Annotated in this window: 24 protein-coding genes; 11 read left to right on the plus strand and 13 right to left on the minus strand. The window is 39.6% G+C overall.

Annotation, left to right across the window (positions count from 1 at the left end; all coding sequences use genetic code 11):
* Window positions 1–319: 319 nt before the first annotated feature.
* Together dinB and I6F42_RS09215 are read left to right on the plus strand one after the other, a co-directional pair.
* Window positions 320–1,372, plus strand: coding sequence for a DNA polymerase IV (gene dinB / locus I6F42_RS09210; RefSeq protein WP_197151905.1), 1,053 nt, complete (start codon window positions 320–322; stop codon window positions 1,370–1,372).
* Window positions 1,373–1,501: 129 nt separating this feature from the next.
* Entirely contained in the window at window positions 1,502–3,022 is a 1,521-nt protein-coding gene (locus I6F42_RS09215; RefSeq protein ID WP_197151907.1) for a leucyl aminopeptidase family protein, read from the plus strand.
* A 72-nt stretch (window positions 3,023–3,094) separates the two neighbouring features.
* Here I6F42_RS09215 and I6F42_RS09220 read toward each other — a convergent pair whose 3' ends face one another.
* On the minus strand, window positions 3,095–4,732 hold the full coding sequence (locus I6F42_RS09220) for a methyl-accepting chemotaxis protein (RefSeq protein ID WP_197151910.1): 1,638 nt from the start codon (window positions 4,730–4,732) through the stop codon (window positions 3,095–3,097).
* Window positions 4,733–4,873: 141 nt separating this feature from the next.
* Entirely contained in the window at window positions 4,874–7,099 is a 2,226-nt protein-coding gene (locus I6F42_RS09225; RefSeq protein WP_197151912.1) for a S9 family peptidase, read from the minus strand.
* A gap of 111 nt (window positions 7,100–7,210) precedes the next feature.
* Here I6F42_RS09225 and I6F42_RS09230 point away from each other — a divergent pair, with 111 nt between their 5' ends.
* Both I6F42_RS09230 and I6F42_RS09235 read left to right on the plus strand, forming a co-directional pair.
* Window positions 7,211–7,609, plus strand: a complete 399-nt coding sequence (locus tag I6F42_RS09230; protein WP_197151915.1) for an HIT domain-containing protein — start codon at window positions 7,211–7,213, stop codon at window positions 7,607–7,609.
* 203 nt (window positions 7,610–7,812) lie between these two features.
* Complete coding sequence (locus I6F42_RS09235; RefSeq protein WP_010553143.1) at window positions 7,813–8,346, plus strand: hypothetical protein; 534 nt, start codon at window positions 7,813–7,815, stop codon at window positions 8,344–8,346.
* 214 nt (window positions 8,347–8,560) lie between these two features.
* Here the strand turns inward: I6F42_RS09235 and I6F42_RS09240 are convergent, their stop codons facing one another.
* Entirely contained in the window at window positions 8,561–10,261 is a 1,701-nt protein-coding gene (locus I6F42_RS09240) for a Zn-dependent hydrolase (protein ID WP_197151918.1), read from the minus strand.
* Window positions 10,262–10,556: 295 nt separating this feature from the next.
* On the opposite strand from I6F42_RS09240, the gene I6F42_RS09245 reads away from it, so the two are divergent.
* Window positions 10,557–11,396 (plus strand): HDOD domain-containing protein, encoded by an 840-nt coding sequence (locus I6F42_RS09245; RefSeq protein ID WP_010553145.1) that lies wholly within the window; start codon window positions 10,557–10,559, stop codon window positions 11,394–11,396.
* Between the two features lie 54 nt (window positions 11,397–11,450).
* Here I6F42_RS09245 and I6F42_RS09250 read toward each other — a convergent pair whose 3' ends face one another.
* The 6 genes from I6F42_RS09250 to I6F42_RS09275 all read right to left on the minus strand — a co-directional run bounded on the left by I6F42_RS09250 (window position 11,451) and on the right by I6F42_RS09275 (window position 15,196).
* Window positions 11,451–12,128, minus strand: a complete 678-nt coding sequence (locus I6F42_RS09250; protein ID WP_010553146.1) for a FlgO family outer membrane protein — start codon at window positions 12,126–12,128, stop codon at window positions 11,451–11,453.
* A 103-nt stretch (window positions 12,129–12,231) separates the two neighbouring features.
* Entirely contained in the window at window positions 12,232–13,908 is a 1,677-nt protein-coding gene (locus I6F42_RS09255; RefSeq protein WP_197151920.1) for an amidohydrolase, read from the minus strand.
* 133 nt (window positions 13,909–14,041) lie between these two features.
* The gene (locus tag I6F42_RS09260) at window positions 14,042–14,278 is read right to left on the minus strand and encodes a calcium-binding protein (RefSeq protein WP_010553148.1); all 237 of its coding nucleotides are present in this window, start codon (window positions 14,276–14,278) and stop codon (window positions 14,042–14,044) included.
* Window positions 14,279–14,287: 9 nt separating this feature from the next.
* Window positions 14,288–14,524 carry a hypothetical protein gene (locus tag I6F42_RS09265; RefSeq protein WP_007581558.1) on the minus strand — a complete coding sequence of 79 codons (237 nt, stop codon included), beginning with the start codon at window positions 14,522–14,524 and terminating at the stop codon, window positions 14,288–14,290.
* Window positions 14,525–14,710: 186 nt separating this feature from the next.
* Window positions 14,711–14,938 (minus strand): hypothetical protein, encoded by a 228-nt coding sequence (locus tag I6F42_RS09270; protein ID WP_007581559.1) that lies wholly within the window; start codon window positions 14,936–14,938, stop codon window positions 14,711–14,713.
* A 24-nt stretch (window positions 14,939–14,962) separates the two neighbouring features.
* Window positions 14,963–15,196 (minus strand): EF-hand domain-containing protein, encoded by a 234-nt coding sequence (locus tag I6F42_RS09275; protein WP_197151922.1) that lies wholly within the window; start codon window positions 15,194–15,196, stop codon window positions 14,963–14,965.
* Window positions 15,197–15,526: 330 nt separating this feature from the next.
* Here I6F42_RS09275 and I6F42_RS09280 point away from each other — a divergent pair, with 330 nt between their 5' ends.
* From I6F42_RS09280 to I6F42_RS09295, 4 genes are read left to right on the plus strand one after another with little or no spacing between them, the layout of a single operon-like run.
* A complete protein-coding gene (locus I6F42_RS09280; RefSeq protein WP_197151923.1) occupies window positions 15,527–16,981 on the plus strand; it encodes a HAMP domain-containing sensor histidine kinase in 1,455 nt (484 codons plus the stop codon).
* A gap of 5 nt (window positions 16,982–16,986) precedes the next feature.
* Entirely contained in the window at window positions 16,987–17,532 is a 546-nt protein-coding gene (locus tag I6F42_RS09285) for a hypothetical protein (protein WP_197151924.1), read from the plus strand.
* 2 nt (window positions 17,533–17,534) lie between these two features.
* On the plus strand, window positions 17,535–18,884 hold the full coding sequence (locus I6F42_RS09290) for a sigma 54-interacting transcriptional regulator (RefSeq protein ID WP_010553151.1): 1,350 nt from the start codon (window positions 17,535–17,537) through the stop codon (window positions 18,882–18,884).
* An 8-nt stretch (window positions 18,885–18,892) separates the two neighbouring features.
* Entirely contained in the window at window positions 18,893–19,393 is a 501-nt protein-coding gene (locus I6F42_RS09295) for a DUF1543 domain-containing protein (protein ID WP_197151925.1), read from the plus strand.
* Between the two features lie 30 nt (window positions 19,394–19,423).
* Here I6F42_RS09295 and I6F42_RS09300 read toward each other — a convergent pair whose 3' ends face one another.
* Window positions 19,424–19,651: a hypothetical protein gene (locus I6F42_RS09300; protein ID WP_007581571.1), complete on the minus strand. Its 228-nt coding sequence runs from the start codon at window positions 19,649–19,651 to the stop codon at window positions 19,424–19,426.
* A 132-nt stretch (window positions 19,652–19,783) separates the two neighbouring features.
* On the opposite strand from I6F42_RS09300, the gene I6F42_RS09305 reads away from it, so the two are divergent.
* Complete coding sequence (locus tag I6F42_RS09305) at window positions 19,784–21,034, plus strand: multifunctional CCA addition/repair protein (protein WP_024593291.1); 1,251 nt, start codon at window positions 19,784–19,786, stop codon at window positions 21,032–21,034.
* Window positions 21,035–21,039: 5 nt separating this feature from the next.
* On the opposite strand, the gene I6F42_RS09310 is transcribed toward I6F42_RS09305, so the two are convergent.
* From I6F42_RS09310 to pdsR, 3 genes are all read right to left on the minus strand, one after another.
* Entirely contained in the window at window positions 21,040–21,204 is a 165-nt protein-coding gene (locus I6F42_RS09310; RefSeq protein ID WP_007581574.1) for a hypothetical protein, read from the minus strand.
* A gap of 281 nt (window positions 21,205–21,485) precedes the next feature.
* Window positions 21,486–23,624, minus strand: coding sequence for a proteobacterial dedicated sortase system histidine kinase (gene pdsS / locus I6F42_RS09315; RefSeq protein WP_197151926.1), 2,139 nt, complete (start codon window positions 23,622–23,624; stop codon window positions 21,486–21,488).
* Window positions 23,624–24,313, minus strand: a complete 690-nt coding sequence (gene pdsR / locus I6F42_RS09320) for a proteobacterial dedicated sortase system response regulator (RefSeq protein WP_197152050.1) — start codon at window positions 24,311–24,313, stop codon at window positions 23,624–23,626. Before pdsR ends, pdsS begins: the two co-directional genes overlap by 1 nt.
* A gap of 204 nt (window positions 24,314–24,517) precedes the next feature.
* Between pdsR and pdsO the strand changes: the two genes are divergently transcribed.
* A complete protein-coding gene (gene pdsO / locus I6F42_RS09325; RefSeq protein WP_197151928.1) occupies window positions 24,518–25,249 on the plus strand; it encodes a sortase-associated OmpA-like protein PdsO in 732 nt (243 codons plus the stop codon).
* Window positions 25,250–25,279: the final 30 nt, after the last annotated feature.

Below are 25,279 nucleotides of genomic sequence, written 5' to 3' on the forward strand. Positions count from 1 at the left end.
CTGTGGTTTGTGTGGTAATAACCATTTGATCATGAATTGAGCTTCAACTCAATTTCTTAAGATCTTACCTATGACATCCATGTAGGCAACAAAGAGTAAATTGCCCCTAGGCAGAACCCTTCGGGCAGCGTATGTTTGGCATTTGTGCTACGTTATCGCCTATTTATGGGGAATAACCACACTACATAGGCTCTGCCTTGCCTAAATACCAAACATACTGCTGCAAATTTAACCTCGAAAGATAAACAGGCCCTAGGCTTGCTTATCACATTTGATTCTATAATAATGACTGTATAAATAACCAGTTATTATTGTGGTGATGAAGAAGTTTATTCACATAGACATGGATTGCTTTTATGCAGCAGTAGAAATGCGAGATAATCCAAAACTTGCATGTGTACCGCTTGCTATTGGAGGCAATAGCCGACGAGGCGTGCTCTCAACCGCTAACTATATAGCTAGAGAATATGGCGTGCGATCGGCTATGTCGAACTATCATGCTAAACAATTATGCCCCGATTTAGTTATTGTCCCAGGGCGCATGGCTGTATACAAAGAAGCTTCAAATCAAATACGTGAAGTATTTAGCCGCTACACAGGTTTAGTTGAACCTCTTTCTTTAGACGAAGCCTACCTAGATGTAACAGACAGCACCGCTTGTAAAGGCAGTGCCACACTTATTGCACAGCAAATAAGAGCCGATATTTACAATGCCACCGGGCTCACTGCATCAGCAGGCATTGCACCGATTAAATTTATTGCCAAAATAGCCAGCGACGAAAAAAAACCGAATGGTCAATTTGTCGTTTTGCCTCATGAGGTCGATGATTTTTTAGCGCAATTACCGCTGGGGAAAATTCCGGGAGTGGGTAAAGTAACGCTCGAAAAGCTAAATTTAAAAGGCTTATATACCGGCAAGGATGTACGTGAAAAAGGCGTTAACTGGATGCAGCAACATGTGGGTAATTTTGGTGTGTCGCTTTATCAAAAATGTGCAGGTGAATATGTTGGTAAAGTGTCAACAGATCGCATCAGAAAGTCGCTGAGTGTTGAGCATACCTACGAATACAACAAAACAAGTTTGCAAGAGTGCTTAGATGAGCTGCCAAAATTGTTAGACGAATTAGTTTTAAGGCTTAATAAACAGCAATTACAAAACCGTATTAATAAGCTGAGTGTTAAAGTGAAGTTTGCAAATTTTGTAGTGACCTCCGCCGATCAGGCATACCACGAGCTAAACACAGAAATATTTATTCAACTTCTTACTAAGGCCTATCAACGAGGGCTACAACAACCTGTAAGATTACTTGGCATAGGCGTTGGCATTAAAAGCGAGCCAGAACAAAACTTCCAACTGAGTATTCTCGATTAAGCTGTAAAGCCTGTAACCCCAAGTTGCCATTTATTGGCAAGTTGTATAATTAGCCCATCGCACCTTGCTGGTCTTCAATATTTAAATCGACGATAATAGGGGCTTATGTTTTCTAACAGGACTTTATTTATGGCATACCCTCAAGCGGTTAGTGCAAGCCTTGAATGCACATCTCATGATGCGCTTATTATTATTAGTGATGACTTTTCTCTATTACCAAATAACTCATTACGTGATGCTATTTTAGACCAAGCAAAAGTTGATTCTCGTATTGGTAAACAAGTTACTTTATTAGTGATTGAAAACAAACGCGTTGTACTTGCGCCAACGGGTCCGTTAAACAGAGATTACGACGATGTACGCCGTTATTTTGATGCTGCTAAATTAGCAATTAATGAAGCAAAAGCGTCGGGTAGTGTTAACCCTGCATTATTTTTACCAAATTTAAATGGCGATAGCCGTTATCAGCATGCTTTAGAAGTTGCTTATTTAGGCGCTTGCCAAGCCTTATGGCAGCCATTAGAAGCGCGTGAATATCACGGTGAAAGTATTGAACCTATTACTCAAATTGGTTTAGTTAGCGCAAGCGAGCAAACAATTAAAGCTGTTAATGCAATTGCTGCAGGCCAATATGCCGCGCGTGACTTATGTGGCACTGAACCTGAGCGTATGGCTCCACCACGTTTTGCTGATTACTGCGTTGATTTATTTAAAGGCTCAAACATTGCGGTTGACGTAATTGATGATATTGCAGCTATTGATAAAAACTACCCAATGTTAAGCACTGTTGCTCGTGCATCGTATGCAGTTGAGCGCCATCACCCACGTGTTGTTAAGCTTGAATATGTACCAGAGGGCGAAATTACTCGTACACTTATGTTTGTAGGTAAGGGTCTTGTATACGATACAGGCGGTGCAGATTTAAAAGTAGGTGGCCATATGGCAGGCATGAGCCGTGATAAAGGCGGCGCAGCTTCTGTTGCGGGCTTTATGAAAGCTGTTGCGGATTATCAGCCTAAAGGCGTTAAAGTAGTATCGTACTTGGCTGTTGTTCGTAACTCTATTGGCTCGGATTGTTTTGTGCCAGATGAAATTATTACTAGCCGCGAAGGTATCCGTGTACGCATTGGTAATACCGATGCAGAAGGGCGCTTAGCAATGGGCGACCTGCTTAGCGAAATGAAAGATTTAGCTAAAGGCGAAATAAACCCAACGTTATTTACTGTAGCTACATTAACGGGTCACGCGGCACGTGCAATGGGTCCTTACGGTGCGTATGTTGAAAATGGTCCAGCTCGTAGCGCTGGTGTTTCACGTCAAATAGCTGACCTTGGAGATTTGTGGGCCGATGGCGCTGAAGTATCGCGTTCTCGCCGTGAAGATTACGACTTTATTAAACCACGCACGCTAGCTGACGATGTTTTATCTAGCAATAACGCAGCATCTGCGGTTACAGCGCGTGGGCATCAGTTCCCTATGGCGTTTATGGCTATTGTTGGTGGGCTTGATAAGCACGGTAACGACTCTGCACAGCCTTTGCCTTATGTGCATATGGACATTGCAGGAAGCGGTGTTGAAGGCGGTGATTGGCAGCATGGCAAGCCAACGGCTGCATCAGTAACGAGCTTGTTTGCACGTTACTGTTTGTAAGCTAAAAACTTACATGCAATAAAAAAGCCCTGTTAATTCAGGGCTTTTTGCATTTAATGAGAACGGTATCGATTAATCTAATTTAAAACGATTAACTACGCTCGAAAGCTCTTGGCTACTTTGTTTAAGATTATCACTGGCATCGGTAAGCTGTTTAGTATTATTTAATGATTGCTCAGTTGATTGAGATAGCTCATTAATACGCAAATTAACCTCGTCGGCAGCTTGAGTTTGCTGCTCTGTGGCGCGTGCGATTTGGCTGTTCATTTCGGTAATAATTGAAACAAGTCGTTCTATTTCATTAAGTGAAGTATTGGCTGATGACGCCTGATCTACGGTAGAAACTGAAAGTGCTTGGCTTGATTTAACTGCTTCTACTGCTGCTTTTGCACCTTCTTGAAGTTTAGTGATCATGGTTTGAATTTCGTCGGTACTTTGCCCTGTACGACTGGCCAGTGTTCTTACTTCGTCTGCAACAACAGCAAATCCTCGGCCATGCTCTCCTGCGCGAGCAGCCTCAATGGCAGCGTTTAATGCCAGTAAGTTTGTTTGCTCCGATATGCTTCTTATTACATCAAGTACAGAGCCTATATTATGACTCTCGTTGGCTAAATCTTCTGTTACACGGCTGACTGTTTCTATGTTGCTTGAGAGTGTTTCTATTGCTGTAATTGTTTGCGCAACCACATTTTTACCCGTTGATGCGTTTTGTGCTGCATCTTTAGCTGCTTGCTCTGCGGCTTCGGCGTTACGGCTTACATCATGTATTTGGTGAGTCATTTGCTCCATGGCAGCTGCAACTTGGGTTGAGCTGTCGTTTTGAAGCTCAATAAACGAGTGGCTTGTTCTACTTGAATCATCAACTGTATGCGCATGCTCGCTTACATCGTTTGCACTTTGTGATACATGAACAAGAGACTCTCGCATTTTTAAAACAAATAAATTAAATGAGTGTGATAGTTCAGATATTTCATCGTTACCGGATTCACTTAATGTACGAGTTAAATCGCCTTCACCTTGTGAAATATCTTTCATCATATCGGCTGCTAAACGAGTAGGTATTAAAATGCTCTTGCCTATAAAGTAACTAAGTAAAATAACAGCAATAATCATAATTGTTGCACTGATGACTATTAGATTACGTTGCTCGCTAAATGCTTCGTCAATTGAATCAAGATAAACACCTGAGCCAATAATCCATTGCCATTGATTAAAACCTTTAACAAATGCGATTTTTTCAACTGGTTTTTCTTTACCTGGTTTTGGCCATTTATAAGGAATAAATCCCTCGCCAGAGCGTTTAACTATATTAACCATATCAACAAACAATGCTTTGCCGTCAGGGTCTTTATTATTGGTTAAATCTTTTCCTTCAAGCGCAGGTTTTATAGGATGCATAACCATTTTTGGCTGGTAATTGTTAATCCAAAAGTAATTGGTTTTGTCGTAGCGCAGAGCTCTTATTGCATTAAGTGCTTGCGATTGAGCTTGTTGTTGAGTGAGAGTATTATTTTGCTCAAGGTCATAAAAGTGCTCAATTATACTGTACGCAGTTTCTACTACATTTTGTGTTTTAAGGTACTGCTCGTTTTTAAGAGAGCTATATTGGTGAGTTAGGCTGGCTACACTAAGCGCTATAAGCCCAAATACAACAATAGCTATGAGCAGCGAGAAACGCTGGGATATACTAAAACTCCGTAGACTAGGCATACATTTATCCTCAAAAAGTGTGCGCTTTAGCGCATAGAATAAGCGTAGCTAAAAAAAGAGTTTAATCTAGGCTTACGCCTATTAATGCAAAAAAAAGGCTGATTTATCAATCAGCCTTTAGTCTGTTATTACTTTACTTGCTTATTTAACGTCAAAATGGCGATTAAAGAAGTTTGTAATTGTTTGATGTAAGTGTGTTTGTACTTGTTTACCACGTAGGCTGTGCTTAGAGCCTGGGTAGGTCATCATTTCAAACTGTTTTTCGTTATCTTGCAGTTGTTTAAACAATTTAGTTGAATGAGTAAACAGCACGTTGTCGTCAGCCATTCCATGATAAATCATTAATGGGCCTTTTAAGCCATCAGCATATGGAAATACTGCGCTGTCTTCATACCCTTTAGCATTCGTATCAGGGTGACCTAAATAACGCTCTGTGTAATGCGTATCGTATAGAGCCCAATCGGTTACAGGAGCACCTGATACGCCGGCTTGAAAGTAATCGCCTGCTTTAAACATAGTCATAAGTGCCATGTAGCCGCCGTAGCTGTGGCCATAAACACCGATGCGTTGTGGGTCTACGTAATCAAGTGTACGTAAAAACTCTACGCCTTTAATTTGATCGGCAACTTCAACCACGCCTAGGTTTTTATAAATAGCATCTTCAAACTTTTTACCACGGTTGTACGAACCACGGTTATCCAGTTGAAAAATTACGTAACCTTGTTGCGCCATGTACTGAAAGTACAAGTTTTTACTGCGCCAGCTATTCGTCACTCGTTGAGCATGCGGGCCGCCGTATACGTTAACAATAACAGGGTGCTTTTTGCCATCAGTAATGTTGCTAGGCTTAAATAAACGGTAATGCATAACTTGGCCATCTTCGGCTTTAATTGTGCCGTATTCTGGTTTTGTTAAGTCGCTTAAATAAGGAGTAAGCGGATGGTTACTATCAAGCTTATTTTCTTCAAGCCATGTAATAAATTCGCCGTTTACTTTACGAAGCGCTGCTGAGTTTGGTTTATTATCAGACGAGCTATTATCGATAAAGGTTTTGCTGTCTTTTGCTAGCACAACATTATGGTACTGACCTTTTTCGGTGATACGTTTGGCATCGCCTTTTTTAAATAAAGGCGCGCTGTATAAATGGCTTTCAAGCGGTGTATCTTTTCGACCGGCAAAGTAAACAATGCCTTTTTTCTCATCAATACCTTTTAAGCTATCAACAGCCCAATCACCAGAGGTGATTTGACGTACAAGTTGACCGTTTGTGCGATACAGATATAAGTGTTTAAAACCGTCGCGCTCAGATGCCCATACAAAATGTTTTTTGTCTTTTAAAAACTCAAGATCAAAATGTAGGTTAATCCACGTTTCGCTGTTTTCGGTTAATGCTACTTTTTGGACTTTAGTTTCGCTGTTATAAAAACGAAGCTCTAATTTATGTTGCGAGCGATTTTGCCATTGGTAAGACAGTGTATTGCCGTCTTTTAGCCATTTAGCACGCGCGATATAAATGTCTTCATCTTTACCTAAATCAATCCAATCTACTTTTTGATCATTTAGTTTAACCACACCGAGTTGAATTTTTACGTTATCTGTACCTGTAAACGGGTAGCGTTGATTAAATAATTTAACTTCATCAGCGTAAATTTCGTTACGGATAGCTTCTTTTACTGGGGTTTCGTCAACGCGGGTATAGGCAATTTTAGTTTCATCACCTGACCACCAGTAACCCGTCATACGGCTCATTTCTTCTTGAGCTACAAATTCGGCCATGCCGTTTTTAATTACGCCGCCGCCATCTTTACTAAGCTGAATTTCTTTACCTGATTCAAGCTCTAAAGCGAATAGGTTTTGCTCTCGAATAAACGATACGTAGTTACCTTTAGGTGAAAAGCGTGCATCGGTTTCAAATGTTTCAGTGTCGGTTAGTTTTTTACTTTTAGCAGAGGCTAAATCGTAATAGTAAAGGTCGCCGTTAAGTGGGAATAAAAGTGCTTTACCGTCTTTAGACCATTTGTATTCTAATATGCCTTTACCAAAAATACGTTGGCGTTCGCGGCGTGCTTTTTCTTCATCAGATAGGTTTTCTGGGCCTGAAAATAACTTTGCCGAATCAACTAGCACACGGTTGGTGTTATCTTTTATATTGTATTCCCATAAATCGTAGCGGTTGTAGTCATCGCTTTTGCCTTGTAAATAAGTTACACGGCTGCCGTCAGGCGAAAATTTAAGTTGTACAGGTGATTTACCTGAAAGGCTCGGATCGTCAAAAATACGCTCCAACGATAAAGGTTTTGCTTGAACACTAATAGCGCCAACCATTAATGGGAGGGCTAGTGAGAGGTGTTTTATTTTTTTTAGCACAAGGTTGCCTTAGCTTATTATAAATATTGCTTTGATGGTAAAGCCAAGCGTGTGCAACTGCAACTAAATGCTATAAAGTGGCGATTATTAAAGACAAAGTAGGACATAACAATGACTAACCCTGAATTTAAACTAGCGCCAGAACTTAAACGTGACTGTATCGAGCTTGCCGATTGGCCACTGTGTAAAGTACTTTTATTGAACGACAGCCAATATCCGTGGTTTGTATTAGTGCCTAGGCAGGCTAACTTAAAAGAGATAATTGATTTATCTGAGGATGATCAAGTTGTGTATTTAAAAGAGTCAGCCAAGCTAAGTAAATTATTAATGGATGTGTTTAGCCCTGATAAGTTAAACATAGCGGCTTTGGGTAATATGGTGCCGCAATTACATATTCACCATATTGCACGCTTTACTACTGATGCTGCTTGGCCTGCGCCAATTTGGGGGAAATTTCCTGCAGTCCCTTATACTGATGAGCAGATAGTAAAATTAAAAGCCCATTTTTAATAGCTGTTAGGATTTGTTTATATTTCGAGGTTAAATTTTTAGCAGTCTGTTTGGTTTTTAGGCAAGGCAGAGTTTATGTTTATGTTGGGCGTCTGCTTCGTATAAATAGTCGATAACGTAGTATAAATGCCAAACATGCGCTGCCCTAGGCCGAAAAAATTTTAATACTGAAGGTCAACAGAGCCTAATTAATGAGGAATAAAATGAAACTAATCAATCAACTTTGTACGGGTTTATTTATTGTCGCGTTATCAGGTGGGCACTTTGCTGTTGCAGCTGAGCGGGCAGTTAACACTGAAATTATTAAAAAGACAGATATAGAAAATTTAGTTGAACATAGTAATCATGTTTACTCGGGCGCACAGCCCAATGCTGAGCAGATCAAGTTATTATCACAAGCGGGTGTAAAGCATGTCATAAACCTGCGCGCTTTCAGTGAACAAACGTGGGATGAAGGTGAGCTTGTACGATCTTTAGGAATGAACTATCACACATTACCGATTGCGGGCGCGAAGGATGTTACCGTTGAAAATGCGCTTAATTTAACAAACTTACTTAATGAGTTTAAGGGGGAGTCGATTTTAGTGCATTGTGCAAGTAGCAATCGAGTCGGGGCATTGATAGCAATTTCTGCACATGAGCAAGGTCTTGATGTAGAGGCCGCGCTTGATAAAGGAAAACGCTGGGGTATGAAAAGTCTAGAGCCTGTAGTGCGTGAAGTGATAAACGATAAATAATACCAATTTTATTAAAAACATGATCATTCTAGCGTATTAAATAATTCACTAACTATGTTAAAAATTATTTATATAGAACAACTATGTATCATAATTTTAGCCTTGCTATTGAGCTATTTTCTTATCGCTATAATAGATCACTAATTTAATGCAATTGGTATAAAAAAAAGCGTTACAGTGTTTACTGTAACGCTTTTTTAAATCTTAATTTACACTACTTAAGCCCTAGTACTTCCCTACCTTGCTTAAACGTTACATCTACAGGGATATTTGCTTTACTTAGTTTTTCTAAGTCTTCAGCAAGTTCTTCTTTTATATCGCCATGCGTTGCAATTAGTTGATCTACTTTTTCGTAATCGCCATCACCTTGTAAGGTTAAAATTAAGCGAGAAAGCTTGGCCATTGCAATGCTCATTTTTTCCATATTAACGCGGTACAGGCCTTCTTCATTTTTAGAAAAAGCGCCTTCTTGAGCAAAAAAGTTAAAGCGGATCATATTTGCTTTACCATGCGCACTTGATGCTCCAAAACGAACTGAGCGGAATATACCCGCCATGAAGGTCGTGTAATAATCTTCAATAGTTCCTTCTGTAATTTCGCCCTTTTTAAGTAATTGCTCAATCATGTACAGGCCTAAAATGTCGGCTTTACCTTCTTCAAGCGCACTTGCGTGTTCTTGTAATGATTGACGAACAGTACCTTTACCTGTGATTGTATTTTTAATACCTAAACCGTGAGCGACTTCATGGAACATCGTATTGGCAAAAAATGCATCAAAAGTAATGTGTTTACGCTGCTCAGGTACAATTAACTGCTTTGAAATTGGTACTAAAATTTTATCAAATTTAGCACGCATCGCATTTTTAAGTTGCAGGCGACGAGTTCCTTTTTCTAGCTGTACTTGCTCATCGTTTGGCAAGTTAATCGCTATTGTTTTACTCCCCGCGTTTGAATGCCCAGCGTAGTAAACAACATCATAAGCGTTTAAGTCGGCGTCAGAGCCTGGTACTTCTTGTTTGTACTTAGCATCAACGGGTAAGCCTTTTTGAAGCTCCGGTAAAAATGCGGCAAACTTAGCTAAGCGTTCGCTCCATTTTAAATCTTTAATAAGTACGTAAGATTCATACGCTGCGCGGTAACCAAATAATTGATCTTCATAAGTCTCAATTGGACCAATAACCACATCTACTGGGTTGTTTTTCATATCCATCCAAGCAAAGTCAGATACTTGGAAGTCATCTTTTTGTAGGGCATCAGCACGCAAGTTTAGATAGTTAGCAAACTCTTTATCGTCAGCAAGTTTACTTGCTTGACGTAAAAGGTCAGCGGCTTTTGCAAGCTCATTAGCGTATTCTTTTGAATATGGCACGCTGTAAAGCTTACCTTGCTCATCACGCTTAATTACAGAGTAAAGGCCTGTTTTGTCTTCAACATCTGCATTGTTTAACTCTTCTTTGGTTATATCGGCAGGGTAAAACTGTGCGCCAAGAGGTTTTTCTTTATAGCTGGATAAAAACGCTTCATCGCCATTTAAACGATCCCATGGACCGTAGTTAATATCGGCAAATTTACGTACTTTGTCGTCGTTTAGTTTTGCTAAAAAAGCGTCTTTATTTTCGCCAAAAGATTGCTTCCAAAATAACTCGTCCATTATTTTTGAAGCATCAATAAGCTTTGCAACCATTGCTCGTTGGTTGTCGCTTAAGTGCGATAAATCACTTTGTAGGCTAAAGTCGGTGTAAATATCTAAACGTTGTTTATCTGCATTAATAAGCTTAGGACCTGATTGTGCACTGCTTTTTTGAGCAAGTTCTGTGGCTGTGTTGTCGGTAGAAGACGGCGCTTGTTCAGAACATGCACTAAGAAAAACAACACCAGAGAGCATAATTGCTTGGCTAATTTTATTTAAGATCATTATATTGCCTGTTAAAAAGTAAGTTTAATAATTTGTACTGCTTTAGTTAAAAGACTAAATATGTACAAACGCTTCCTTATTGTGAGTGCATTAAAGCAAAACTAAATGGTAAATAGCAAGTATTTGGCGTTGTAAGGCAAGCATGAGCGGTAAAACATTATAAATAAAATAAACTTCTATAATTTTCTTAACTTTATCGGTAAGTTAGACAATACTAATTATATTACTAATATAAAAATTAACTGCCTGAGTTTGCAGTTACTTTACAGGCTGAACACAAAAGGACGGCAGCTTTATGTCTACAGAAAACGCTTTATTAACGATTCTAGTCGATAGAATAAATAACGATACGTTGGTTTTACCAACGCTACCTGAAGTAGCGATTAAGGTTCGCCAAGCTGCAGATAACCCTGATGTGAATTTAATGCAAATGTCAGATGTAATCTCACAAGACCCAGCGCTTTCAGCTCGTATGATAAAAGTAGCTAATAGTGCAATTATGGGACGCTCTGTAAAAGTATCTAATTTGCATCAAGCAGTGACACGTATTGGACTGCGCCAAATTAAAAATATTGCAACGGCTATGGCTATGGAGCAATTATTTATATCAAACAATGAGCTAATTAAAGGCTACATGGGCAAGGCTTGGCAAAAAACATTAACCGTTGCTAGCCATTCAATAACACTCATGGAGTTTTACTTAAAAAACAATAAACACACTTCATTAAATCGTGATTCAATTACATTAGCTGCGCTTGTTTATAATATTGGTGTATTACCAATTTTAACTGAAGCTGAGCGCCACCCTGAAGTATTTGCAAATCCAAGCTTTTTAGCTCACGCAATTCAAAAGCTGAGTGGGAAAATTGGCTCATCGATTATGCAAGCGTGGGAATTTCCTAAAGAGTTTGTTGATGTAGCTCTAAGCTGGGCAGATCCAAGTTACAAACCTGATAAAGTTAGTTACGTAGACTTTATACGAGTAGGGGCTATTTTAGAGGGAACATTACAGGTTTCTGATAAGTCAGCAGCGCTGCAAACGTACATAGATAAAGGTGTAATACCGTCTATGCAATTATTCACAAGTGATGAATACAACGATATGCTAAAAGATGTGAAAAACATGTTTAGCTAAACATGTTTTATCACATAGATAAAAAGGGTTAACTTGCGTTAACCCTTTTTAATTTTATTGAATAGCGTCTAGTACTATTCCATCGGTTCTGCGAGTAGGATATAGCGACTCAACTACAAAGCTTGGAATAAATCCTTTAGCTGATGACACCACTACTTTAGATTTAGCGCCAATAATGCGGGCATTAACAATAACACCACGGTTAGTGTAGGTAAGTGTGCCAGTTAAAGTGTATTCAATATGTGGGTAGCCTTTAATATCTTTACCATTTCGGCTAAACGAAAAATCACCCATCGGCGTCACATGTACTGTGCCTGTGTGTTTATAATCAACAACAGACAAACCAAACTCTTGTAATTCAGTAATAAAGCTTTCAGCTAAATGATTACCAAAAATATTAGTGGTTTGCAGGTTATCGTCTAAATTTACAAACGAAGTGATAGCGATAGGCGTACTACTATTTATGTAATTCATATTTTCAATTAGCTTCATTGCTAATTGCTCTGTGTAATTGCTTAGTAACTTACTGCTGTTAACTGGGCGGTAATTATTTTCAGGAAACTGCCAGTTACTTACACGAGGCTGGTTATATTCAGCATAGCGATTGTGAGCGTTATTATAGCCAATATTGTTTTGTGGTGCATGTCCATTATAAACAGGATGAGTAGAACACGCTGAAAGTGAAAGTGTAAAAAGTGCCGATAAAGTAAGAGATATCTTTTTTGATAACATGTTTTCTTCCTGAAACATAAGGGAATTTTATAAATACCCCTCTTTATCGACACACTTTTTGATTACTTTAACTAAATTTAATAATTACTTTGTTTATTTTTGATTATGGTGTTTTTTTAATCTCTTCTTTTTTATAGCGAAGTTTACCTGCAACCCAGGTTTGTAGTACGTTCGTCTTGTATATCTCGTCAACAGGTACTTTAAAGTAGTCTTTATCAAGTAAAATAAAGTCTGCCCATTTACCTTTTTCTAAACTACCCACCTTAAATTCTTGATGGGCTGAATAAGCGCCACCGAGAGTAAATGCACGTAATGCATCTTCGCGGCTTAGTACTTCACTTGCGCGCCAGCCGTTTTCAGGTAGTTTGTTATGATCCATGCGTGTAATGGCTGAATACAAACCATCAAATGGATTTGCAAGCTCTACCGGGTAATCAGAGCCAGCTGCAACAACCGATCCTTGCTTTAAAAATGTTTGCCAAGCATAGGCACCGCTTAATTGTTTTTCAGTTAAGCGTTGCTCTGCCATATGCATATCAGAAGTGGCATGTACTGGCTGCATTGAAGGGATTATTTTTAGCGCTTTAAAGCGAGGGATATCCTCAGGCGTTACAATTTGTGCGTGCTCTATTCGGTTACGTAGTAATATACCGCCCGTTTTTTTAAACACATTTTGATAGGCATCAAGTACTACTTTATTTGCTTTATCGCCAATTGCGTGAGTATTTGCGCTAAAGCCGCTTTTAAAGCTTTGTGTAAAGAGCGCTTCGAGTTTTCTTTGTGTTTCAAGCATTAAACCATGGTGACCAGGTCTGTCTGCATATTCTTCAATCAGAGCGGCTCCGCGAGAGCCAAGTGCGCCATCGGCGTAAACTTTAACACTGCGAATTTCCATAAAATCATTTTTGTCGTGGTATCGGCCTGCCTTTAACATCGTGTCTAAATCAGGGCTTGCACCGCTTAACATTGCCACAATACGTAGCGGTAAATTACCGAGGTCGCCGCGCTCTTTGTAAACCTCCCATGTGGTTTTATCAATACCTGCATCGTGAGTAGAGGTAATGCCTAAACTTAATAAATGCTTACCTGCTGCATCTAGCGAGTCACTTATATCTTGCTTTGAAGGGGCTGGCATATGCTGGGTAATTAGCGCTTCTGCTTTATCTACAAAAATACCTGTAGGATTGCCAAATTCGTCTTTAATTATTTCACCGCCTTCAGGCGCTTTTGTTTGAGCAGTAATACCAGCAAGTTCGAGTGCTTTTGAATTAACCCAAATGGCGTGGCTATCAACCCGCGAAAGCACCACAGGTTGATCGCTCACTACTTTGTCTAGATCTTTAGCTGTAGGAAATCGTGTATCAGCCCAAAGCTCTTGGTTCCAACCTCGCCCTATAATCCAACCTTGTTTGTTGCCAGCAAATATTTTTAGTTTATTTTTTACTTCATCAACCGATTTTGCACCGCGTACATCAAGTTGCGATAAATTATCGCCAAGGCCAATAACGTGCCCATGAGCATCAATTAAGCCTGGTAATAAGGTATTACCGTGCGCGTCAATTAGCTTGGCATCCGGGTAGCTATCTTTAAGTGTATCGCTACCTAGTTTTACTACCTTGCCATTTTTAATAACGAGGGTAGTAAACTGCTGTACTTCACCTTGGTATAAAGGGGTATAACCATTGGCGTTATAAATTACTTTAGTTTGTGCGAGAGTGTAACTAGAGCTTGCACAAAGACTTGCTAGGATGAGAGGTTTGATTATTTTTTTGAGCAACATAAGGCATTATTTTTTATTGTTAGTGCGTTAACATTAGCAAACCCAATTTTATAATACCAATATGTGAGACGAATTATGATGAAGAAAAAAGCAGTAAAGCTAGAACATAAAAATATCTAGCTTTTGAAAAGGTTTATTTACTAGTGTATAAACTGTATTCACTTAGCGTTAGCTTACCGTCTTTGTCTTGATCGTAGCTTGAAAACCGTGACCACAAAGCCGGATCTATAGCGGTTTCTGAACGTGATAAAAAACCGTCTTTATTCCTATCTAGCTTTTTAAATTGCTTTGCAATGTCGTTACTTGCGGCAAAACTAAATGCGCTAAAAATACTAAACGCCAGCAGCGTTATATAGCTAATACTTTTCATACAAATCACTTAGTAAAGGTTGTTAGTTAGATAACTTTTAAATTCGACTAGCGAAATTTGGTTATCTTGGTTTTTGTCCCATTTTACAAAGGTGTTTAAAAGTTGTGGTTGGGGATCAAGTTCGTCGTGTGTTAAATAGCCACTTTTGTCGCTATCTAGGTGATCAAAGCGTTGCTTTACATCAAGTGCCGCGGCATCAAAACTTAATAGCATTAAAATGCTTATAACAAGGGAAAGTATCTTCATGGTCTTCCTTCCAAAAGATGTATTAAAAGTTCGTGGCTAAAATAAAGTAAAAAGGAAAAAGCACTTGCCGTAATTTAACTCCCAACATTAAATCCTTTTACACACTCCCTCAGGGATTATGGCAAATGCTTTTAAATTCAGTTTACATGTAACAAGCTTAAGTAAAGCTTAATCAGTAATTACTCATTAAGGCTTAAAGCTTTCAAATTCTTTTTTTGAGACTTTTTCATCACCGTCTTCATCTAAGTCGGCAAATTGTCTCATTACTTCTTTGTCTTCCTTTGCTTCTACAATTGATATTTGTCCATCCATATCTTTATCTAAATGGGCAAAGCGCACGTTTGTTGGCGATGCAATTACGGTGGCACTAATTGCTAAAAACATTAATGAAAAAGCGGCTATAAGTTGTTTCATAATCACGTTCCTTATTGAATGAGTTTATTGAATAAATTTTTTGAATTCATCTAGCGACAATTGCCCATCTTGATTAGTATCAATTTGTAAAAAATTTTCGTGTAGAACGGCATCTTCACCTGCTTCGGCTTCACTTAATGTGCCGTTACTGTCTTTATCAAGCTCGTTAAAAGTCGCGTGAACGTCCATTGCGTGTGCGTTAGCGCCTAAAAAGCCTAAAGCCAGTAATGATGAAGTTACTAAAATGCGTTTGTTCATAATTATTTCCTTATTGATTAAAGTTATTACTGCTGATACAAAAATGATGCCAAAAATAATTGTTGTTAATTTTCAAGTGTTTATATTTTTAACTTGAAAGAGGTGGGAAGTTTTTACGGGGTTTATTGTAATTTTTGTGTGACTTTTGCAACACTATGTAGTGAGATTAAAGGTAGGGTTTAAAAATCAATGGTTTACGTTGTCTCTATTTGGCGACACATTGTTTTTGTAGCGCTGGCTGTTAATCGTATTAAATATAATTGCTGGTTCAGCTAGTGTATAAGGTAAGCACTTAATAATAGAACGCTTAACTTAAAAGGACTAAACGAAATGCCAGCAATCATAGCTAAAAAATACCATGCAATGCTTAACTGGCGGCCTAATTTAATTGGGCAATTTGCAATGAGTATGCTGCTTTCGTTACTCCCGCTTTCTATAGTGGTGATTGTATTTTTAAATGCGCTTAACAAGCAATTAGCAGTGACTCAAAGTATCGTGAGTAACAACTACCAAGTTACCAAATCGTTTAATACTCTAAAACAAGAACTTAACAGCCTTGAGCGCGCCACTAGGCAAAACTGGGTATTAAAAAGTGAATCGTTAGATAAGCTCATTGTCGATAAATGGCAATCATCCCTGCAAAGTATTGATGAACTTAAATTTGTAAACACGGATAAAGATTACACCCACCAATGGCAACGCTTATATGCCACCTTACAAACAGCGCATGTAGAGCTTGTTGAGCAAAAACAACAGCAAGCGGAGCTATTTGTGCCAGTGAGCGATTTAGTTGCTGAGCTTACTTTATGGTTACGTGATAAAAATGAAGCGCAAATTACCAATAACCAAAATGAGCTTACAAGCCTACAAACTTCATTTATAAACTGGCTGGTGGCACTTATTCCGCTTACTTTAATTGTTGGTGGTGGTTTTTTATGGCGTATAAGTGGGCGACTAAAAGGGTTAACTACGGTTATTGATAAGCTAGGGCAGGGGCATTGGCAGCAAAAAATATCTGTGAAAGGCTCCGCTGAGCTAGTTGAGCTAGGAGAAAAACTCCAATGGGTGCAAGAGCAACTTCACATGCTTGAGCAGCAAAAAGATACCTTTTTACGCCATGTTACCCATGAGCTAAAAACGCCGCTTGCTTCAATGGTCGAAGGCACTGATTTACTAACTGATGAAATAGTAGGCCCAATTACTACTGAGCAAAAAGCAGTGCTTGAGCTTATTAGCCAATCTATGGTGCGCCTTCGTACAATGATTGACAGCCTGCTGAGTTATAATGCGATTCGCACCAGTAAAGACAGCCTAAGCGAAGTTGAGTTTAGCTATCTTATTAATAAAATTAATAGCCATTTTGAACATCGCTTAAGTGCGCGTCAGCAAGCTCTGCAATGGCAAAATAACTTACCTAATAAACAGCTTGCTTTACCTAGTGAGCTTATTGAGATGATTTTAATTCAGCTTATTTCAAATGGCTTAAAATTTTCACAAGATAAGCAAAGCGTTACTATTAATTTAGCGCTTGAGCAAAACCAACTTTGCATTGCTGTACTTGATAAAGGGTGCGGTATTAAAGAGCAAGAAAAAACTCAAATTTTCAGCGCATTTTATCAAGGTAAACACAGTAAAAATGTTACGCTGCAAGGCAGTGGGCTTGGCTTAACTATTGTGAAAGAATCTGTTGAACAGCTAAGAGGTACACTTACTGTTGAGCATAACGAGCCGCATGGTTGCCGGTTTTCAATTAAAATTCCCATAACAAAAAAATCTAGGAGTTAATTAACATGCGCTTGCGTTTAATCGCTATTTTATGTGTGCTCAGTAGCAGCATGGTTATATCAGGTTGTGAAATTAATAATGTGCAAGAAGAGCGTGTGTCAATTACACCTGCACCTGTGGTCGATACCAAAATAACGAATGACAAAAACAGTAAACCTAGTCCAAAACCCAGACCAAAAATTGAACCAAGCTATCCGCCTGCAGAGCAAGTTATTGCATGGCACGCTAATCAGTGTGGCGGATTTAAATTGGTGCCAAAAAAAGATATTTTTACAGGTGAAAACGATCTTAAACGTTTTTTTAAATTTATGTGCTTAAGCATAAATGATGATCCAAATACGGTAATGACTAAGTTGCTAAAACTCGATCTTGCTTACTTTTGGCCAGATGATATAAAGCAATATTTATGGCTTCAAAAGCAGCAAGTGACTATGCAAATAAATGCTAAAAAAGAGCAGCAAGCACTTAATAATAAAATGCAAGAAACCCTCTCATCGTTAGCAACAATTGAGCAGCAGCTTTTACTACGAGAAGAAACTAAGGAGCAGTAACTATGGCAGCAACTAAAGTGCAAGGTGCAAAAGTATTACTCGTTGACGACGACGCTAGCTTATTAAAACTGCTCGCTATTCGTATCGAATCAAAAGGATACGAAGTAACGACCTGTGAAAGCGGCTTAACCGCACTACAAATACTTAAAAGCCAAGTGTTTGACGCCGTAATAACCGACCTACGTATGGATGAAATGGATGGCATGGCACTGCATCGTCAGCTGCAAAGCCGCTACCCTGCATTACCTGTCATTATGATGACAGCGCACGGCTCAATTCCTGATGCCGTAGAGGCAACTAAGCAGGGCATTTTTGCATTTATAACTAAACCTGTAGATAAAGATGAGCTATTTGACAGCCTTGCTAAAGCGATAGAAATACATGGTGTTAATGCAGATGAAGCAGCACCTAAAAGTAATATAGTTACGCGCAGTGGTGCAATGCTGCACTTGTTAGAGCAAGTAAAACTACTTGGGCCAACGCAAGTTAATGTATTGATTTCGGGGGCTAGTGGTACAGGTAAAGAGCTACTCGCACAGGCGATTCATCAGCATAGTCATGTAAGCGGTGGCCCTTTCGTTGCAATTAACTGCGGCGCTGTACCGGGTGAGCTTTTAGAGTCTGAATTATTTGGTCATAAAAAAGGCTCTTTTACGGGCGCAATTAAAGATCATCAAGGTTTGTTTCAGCAAGCTGAGGGCGGCACGCTATTTTTAGACGAGATAGGCGATATGCCACTTAACTTGCAGGTTAAGTTACTGCGCGTATTACAAGAAAAAACAATTCGCCCCGTAGGCTTTCAAGAAGAAATAGCGATTGATGTACGTATTGTATCGGCAACACATAAAAATCTTCCTGAAGCTATTTTAAACCAGCAATTTAGAGAAGATTTATACTATCGCTTAAACGTAGTTAATTTAAAATTACCGCCACTGTGTGAGCGCCGCGAAGATATAAGCTTATTAGCACAGCACTTTAGTGCAAGCATTGCTAAGCGCATGAAGCAAACTGAAAAACACTTTGCCAGCGATGCTATGCATGCGCTTGTGCGTTACGACTGGCCAGGTAATATCCGCCAATTACAAAACGTAGTAGAGCAGGTTGTAGCATTAACGCCAAGCGATGTTATTTCAGAGCACTTAGTGTTAGCTGCGCTAAATAGTAATGAAACAAACGTAGAACCATTATCACTAAACGACGCTAAAAAAGAGTTTGAGCGCGACTATGTGATTAACACTTTAAAAATGGCAGGTGGTAACGTAGCCGAAGGCGCTAAGCTTGCCAAGCGCAATCGCTCAGATTTTTATAAGTTGATTAAAAAGCATAATATTGATGTTGATAATTTAGGTTAAGGAAAAGCATGCAGTTATTTATGGTGTATTTAGGTGGCCGGATTCAAGGTTGCCACATTGAAATGCATGATATTCGTTTTGTTGTAGGGCAAAACATTGAGCAAACTTATTCAAAGTTAAAAAGCCAATGGGTAGGCGACAGAAGTAGTGTTCACATGGATAGCTACATGGCAATTAATCATATAGATGGTTTTAAAATAGAAGTAGTCGATAGCTATGTGGAGCAAAATAAACAACTCTATTTTGTAAATTTAGGCGCTTACAGAAGTGATTCTATGGCTGAGCAACACGACTTTGCACTGTATGTTGCAAGCAGTAGCCATGAAGCTAAAGAGCGAGCTAAAAGCGATTTGCTAGCAGGGCTTAGCCATATCCATAAAGATGATTTACATGACGTAGACGATTGCTTTGCCATTGATTTACTCGACAGCCAGCTAAACATTAAGCTCACGCCCAGCGGTATATCGCAGCCTATAAAGCCAGACTGGTTTGGCTATCACATACTTTAAATTATAATAAGTAGCTAAAACTAAGCAGGACTAAGAGTCCTGCTCGTTTTGTTCATCCTTTTCGCTTTTAGCCGCCATTTTAAACGCCACAATAACCAATCCAAACATAGCAAACGGCAGTGCTGCTAACATGTATTCAACCACATTACTGTCTTGAAAATTTGCTTGTAGTAAAAAGTGACCCGCCACACACATTAAAATAACCACTAATAAAATAGGTAGTAACATAAGTTCTTTTTTTGATGAATGGTTTTTCATTAATTGTGAGGCTATAGCTGAAAATAATGCGCCATTGTAATGAGCTTACTTAAGCTTGGCAAACACCGCAGAATTTTTTAATTAATGTTATGATTAGTATCAAACAATTTTATTAATGTTTATGGGAATAAAGTGAAAAGTAACTTAAAAAAAGTTTACCTCGTTGGTGGTGCAGTGCGCGACAAACTGCTAAATATAAAATCAAAAGATAACGATTATGTAGTGATTGGTGAAACGCCAGACACAATGCAGTCGCTCGGTTTTGTACCAATAGGTAGCGACTTTCCGGTTTACTTGCACCCAAAAACAAAAGAAGAATATGCACTTGGGCGCACAGAGCGTAAAAGCGGCAAAGGCTATACTGGCTTTGTGGTTGATGCCAGCCCAACAGTGACGCTAGAAGAAGATTTAGCAAGGCGTGATTTAACCATAAATTCAATGGCGCTTGATGAACACGGTAATATTATTGATCCGTTTAATGGCCAAACTGACTTACAAAATAAAACACTGCGCCACACCACTGAGGCATTTGTAGAAGACCCTGTTCGAGTACTGCGTATTGCCCGTTTTTTAGCGCGCTATGGCAGTGATTGGCGTATTCACCCAAGTACGTATGCATTAATGCGCGAGCTTAAAAATAAAGGTGAGCTAAATCATTTAGTACCTGAGCGCGTGTGGCTTGAAACTGAAAAAGCACTGGGTGAAAAGCACCCTGAGCTTTATTTTGAAGCACTGCAAGGTTTGGGGGTTTTTCCAGAGCTTGAGCGCATGGTTAATGTACCGCAACCAGCAAACCATCATCCTGAAGGTGATGTATTTGTGCATACTATGCTGGTACTTAGGCGTGCAGCGGATTTGAATTTTAACTTGGAAACTCGTTTTGCTGCACTAACCCATGATTTTGGAAAAGCGCTTAGTTTTAAAAAATATGGAAACCTACGTGGACACGAACGCGAAGGTGTTGCAGTTATTGAGGCGTTTTGTGAGCGCTTAAAAGTGCCTAACCGTTTTCGCGATGTTGGCGTACTCACCAGTGATAATCACACCCTTTGCCACACGATTGATCAGTTAAGGCCGCAAACCATTCACAAGCTAATAGTGACTAACTTAAATGCGTTGGTACACCCAGAACGTTTTATAGCGTTTACCCAAGCATGCCAATGCGATGCACAAGGGCGTGGTGAAACACTTGTTGATAAGCCATACCCGCAAGCAGCTAAGCTGCGAGCAATTCATACTGAACTGCAAAAAATGGATAAGAAACTGGTAGTGCAAAATGCACTTAAAAATGGCAAAAAAGGCCCTGAAATAGGCGAAGAAGTAAAACTTGCAGAAATAAACTGCATTAAAGCATTTTTAGAACATGAGAAGTCCCAAGCGTAATAAAATTAGACTAAGTAGTGCGATACGCCTTGGTTTTTAGTCGCGTCGTGCTTTCTTAGCTCTTTGTAGTTTGTACTTTTTGGTTTTACATTTTCAGACTCAGGTTTTTTAGAGGGCCTGTATAAGTCAAAAATAAAGTCTAGTTCTTCACGCTCTAGTGATGGTTTCATGAGTATTCCTTCAATTTAATACTTTAATATGATGTAGGGTATGGTCATTCGACTGAATTAAAAGTGAATAGTTACATTTGAAGTTGTACTAAATTGTAACCGGCAGGTTTTGAGGGATGAGAGGGGTTTGTTTGTTAATTTATATGGAGTCAAAGTAAATTTTAATAACTCTTTTTAACTAAAAATATACAGCTGAATTTAATTTATTGCGTACTTACTATTTGCATATAATGCTGTGGCTATAAATATAACGGTACAAATATAACGGTATAAATACAGCCTTAACCATTAACTAACGGCAGTGTTACGGTAAACACTACACCATCACCTTGTTCGTTGTTTTGCGCTGTTACACTGCCTTTATGGTAGTCGCACACCAGCCTTACAATATAAAGCCCTAATCCCAAATGTGGCTGTTGCTGCATTTGCTGGCTACGTACCGACACCATAGAGTCAAAAATATGCTCAGTGAGTCCTTCGGGTAACGCGGGGCCTGTATTACTCACTGTTAATGTTGCTTTATTTTCGCTCTGCTTAAGGCCTACATTAATAGCCGTATTGGCTTCACTAAACTCCAGCGCGTTATTAATAAGTTTATCAAGCAGCTGAGCTATAAACTCCGGTGCACCTTGCATAGGTAATTTGTTTTGGCATACATCAAGCGTAAATAACTGGTTTGGGTAAGTAAGCTGATAGCCTTGCATGCAACCATTTATTACTTTTTGTAAATCAAAAGGCTCAGGCTCGTTGCTTTGAATACTTTGCTCAAGGCGAGTGGCTTCGCTCATGGTGGTTATTATTTTACCTAAGCGTTCAACGCCTTCACTGGCGCGATCGAGGTATTTTTGACTCAGCTCGTTTTGTGGCAAGCTTTGTAAGTTTTCAAGTGATGAGCGTACTACCGCAACAGGCGTGCGTAGTTCATGCGATAACCGCGACGACATATTTTCTAAGTAATCGGTATAGCCGCCAAGTCGGCTTACAATGTTTGAAAAACTACGAGACAGATCGCCAATTTCATCGTTAGCATCGCTGTAATTAATACTGCCGGTAACACGCCCTTGTGCATCAATTGCTTGTTCAGCGGTATCGCGTAGTCGTCTAATACGGTTCGATATACGTGAGGCAAAAAAGAATAAAGTCACAGTACCAATTAGCATCACAGCTAAAATAACGTTAAACAGTTTTTCGAGTGACTTATTACGCAGCGTACGTACGCCGTTTGTGGTTTCCTCTGCTATTACTGCGCCAATTACTTGGTCTTGGATCCAAATAGGGTAAGCGGCCGATAAAATAACGGCTTTGCTGTCGGGGGTTAAGCGCCAAGACGATGCTGGTTGTCCTTTTAATGCTTTCGCTAAATGTGTGCCCTGCATAGAAGCTACATCGTGCAGGGTATCTAAAAACTCATTTTCGGGACGCGTTAAAATTTTATAGTAAATTGGGTGTAAGTAATTTTGCTCAAAGCGCTGCCACCACGTTTCAGGTGCTTGGTTAGCAAGTCCATCAGCCCAAACGCCATCTGCATTTTGAATAGTACCCGACTGCGCAAGTACGCGATGATGGTTATCGACCACCCAAATGCGGCTACCACTGTGGCCCATGCCTTTTAAAATACGGCTAATTTCTGGAGAAGGGACTAATACAGAGCCTAAATCGTTTGGGTTATTTAAGTTTGAGGTCGACATTATTTTAGGCTCTAACAATGCCTCTTTACTATCAATGTCAACAATGGCAAAGCCAAGTTTGTTGCCCAGCATGTTAATAGGAAAGCGCAGCTCTACGTTATATCCTGATTTGGTACTTTCAAAATAGCCCTGAATTTTTGTAAAAGGGGCTTTGGTATTTGCATCAAACGCATTAACCCAACCATCTTGGCGCGGCGCAATAATGTAAGTATTAAACTGACCGTCTGGCGTTTTTAGGCCAATTTGTAAATAATCGTTATTGGTAATGCTTAAGCTATTTTTAGCGCGATAAATAAGGGTATTGTCGGTGACTTTAAATACGGCGTATAAGTAGTTATCAAATTTTCCCACCATATGATCAAACGATAAGTCACTGGCTTGATGTTTGTTATCTGTTTTTTGTAAGTAGCGCTTGTCGTAATGCCAAAATAACGGCTGGTAGCTGTCCCAATCGTTAAGTTTACCGTCGAGCTGAATAGGGTTTTTAAGATTATAAGCGTATAAATCGCGGCCTTTTACTACTTGGTCTAAAAAGTTGGTTTGCTCGTCAAATAATGCGGGGCGCTCATGTAATGCAGTAGCAAGTGCTCGAGTGGTGCCTACGAGGGTTTTTTCTTGGCCTTGGCGTAAAAACTTTTCCATTTCCCACACGTACTCGTAGCCAAGCCACGGTAGCAAAAACAAAAAACATGAAAGTAATATAAATTTACTGCGCAGACCAAATCGTAGCATTAGTGTTGTTCCCACCGATAGCCCATGCCATACACGGTATCTATGCAATCAAAGGTGCTATCGAGTGCTATAAATTTTTTACGAATACGTTTTACGTGTGAAGTAATGGTGCTGTCGTCTACATAAATTTTTGCATCGCTCATTAATTCGTTACGGCTTTTAACATGGCCAGGTCGCTGGGCGAGTGAATGCAGCATCCAAAATTCGGTTACGGTTAAATCAACTAATTGTTGCTGCCAAAATACCTGCATGCGTTGTGTGTCGAGCGTTAATTGTCCGCGTGTTATGAGTGCGTTTGCATCAGCAGGTTGTTCAAGTGCTTCCATTCGGCGAAACAGCGCACCAATACGCGCAGCCAAGTGAGCCAAGCTTATGTCTTTTGTTAGGTAGTCGTCGGCGCCCATGCGCAGGCCGCATACAGTATCTATTTCGCTATCGCGGGCGGTTAAAAAAATAATAGGCAGTGTTTTAGAAAGCGATCGCAATGTTTGGCACAGTAAAAAACCACCATCTATTTCATGGCCTAGGCCAATATCAACAATGGCTAAATCGGGCAGGGCATTTTTAAATGCAGCTTCAGCGCTGGCGCGATCTGCAAAGCCACTAACTTGGTAGCCCTGTGCGCTCAGCATTTCTATGTAGTTTTCGCGGATTGAGGGTTCATCTTCAATGATGGCTATTTTTTTCATCTTATTCATTAGCTACTCTACTGTGCTGTGCACTATATCGAAGTTTTTAAGCTAAGTACGCTTAAAAAGGCAATTGCCATTTTTTTGCCACAATTGCTCAGCAGTTTGCCATTTTTGCTCCCCTTTATTGCCACTTGAGCTTGTTTTAATACAGCCATCAAAACAAAACGTCACAAATTAAAAAGTAAGTTTAAGGATCAAATCATGAAGAAGACATTAATCGCGTTAACACTGGTTGCTAGTTTTTGTACTCCAGCAATTGCCTCAACATCTAACTCGCCATCAAAAGAAGCCCATAAAGAAACGGCTATTGGGCTAGGTGCAGGCGCTATTATTGGCGGCGTAGTGGGCGGACCAATTGGTGCGTTTATTGGTGCATTTGCCGGTGGCTTAATAGGTGATTCAAAAGTAGCTGATAACAAAGTTGCAGAGCAAGAGCGTGCAATTACACTAATGAAAGAAAAAACCAGCGATTACCAACACGTGCTTAATCACAACAATATGTTAGAGCAGCAGTTAGAAGTGCTTGCCAATCAAAATGAGCAGTTTACTCAGGCTCAAATAAATAACTTACTAGCCATGACGGTGCAATTTAAAACAGGTTCAAGTGTTATTGCCCCGCATTTTGCACTGCAGTTAGACCAACTGGTTACCTTGTTAAACAATCAACCACAACTCGCACTTGATTTAAGTGGCTTTGCCGATCAACGCGGCGATGAGCAAGCTAATCTTTTACTTTCTAAAGCGCGTGTAAATGCCGTGCAAAGCTACTTAATAAAACACGGCGTGAGCCATAAACGTTTAAGCACGCAGGCATTTGGCGAGCAGCAAACATTGGCTAAAAGCAACACGGTGGAAGATAACTTTTTTGATAGGCGCGTAACGCTTACCACTCGCTCAATGAATAGTGTAAATGGCCAAACGGCGAGTAACTAAAACTAACTGAATCTAAGTAAAGCTAAGCGT

The sequence above is a fragment of the Pseudoalteromonas sp. SWYJZ12 genome, from assembly GCF_015864395.1.
Classification (GTDB): domain Bacteria; phylum Pseudomonadota; class Gammaproteobacteria; order Enterobacterales; family Alteromonadaceae; genus Pseudoalteromonas; species Pseudoalteromonas arctica.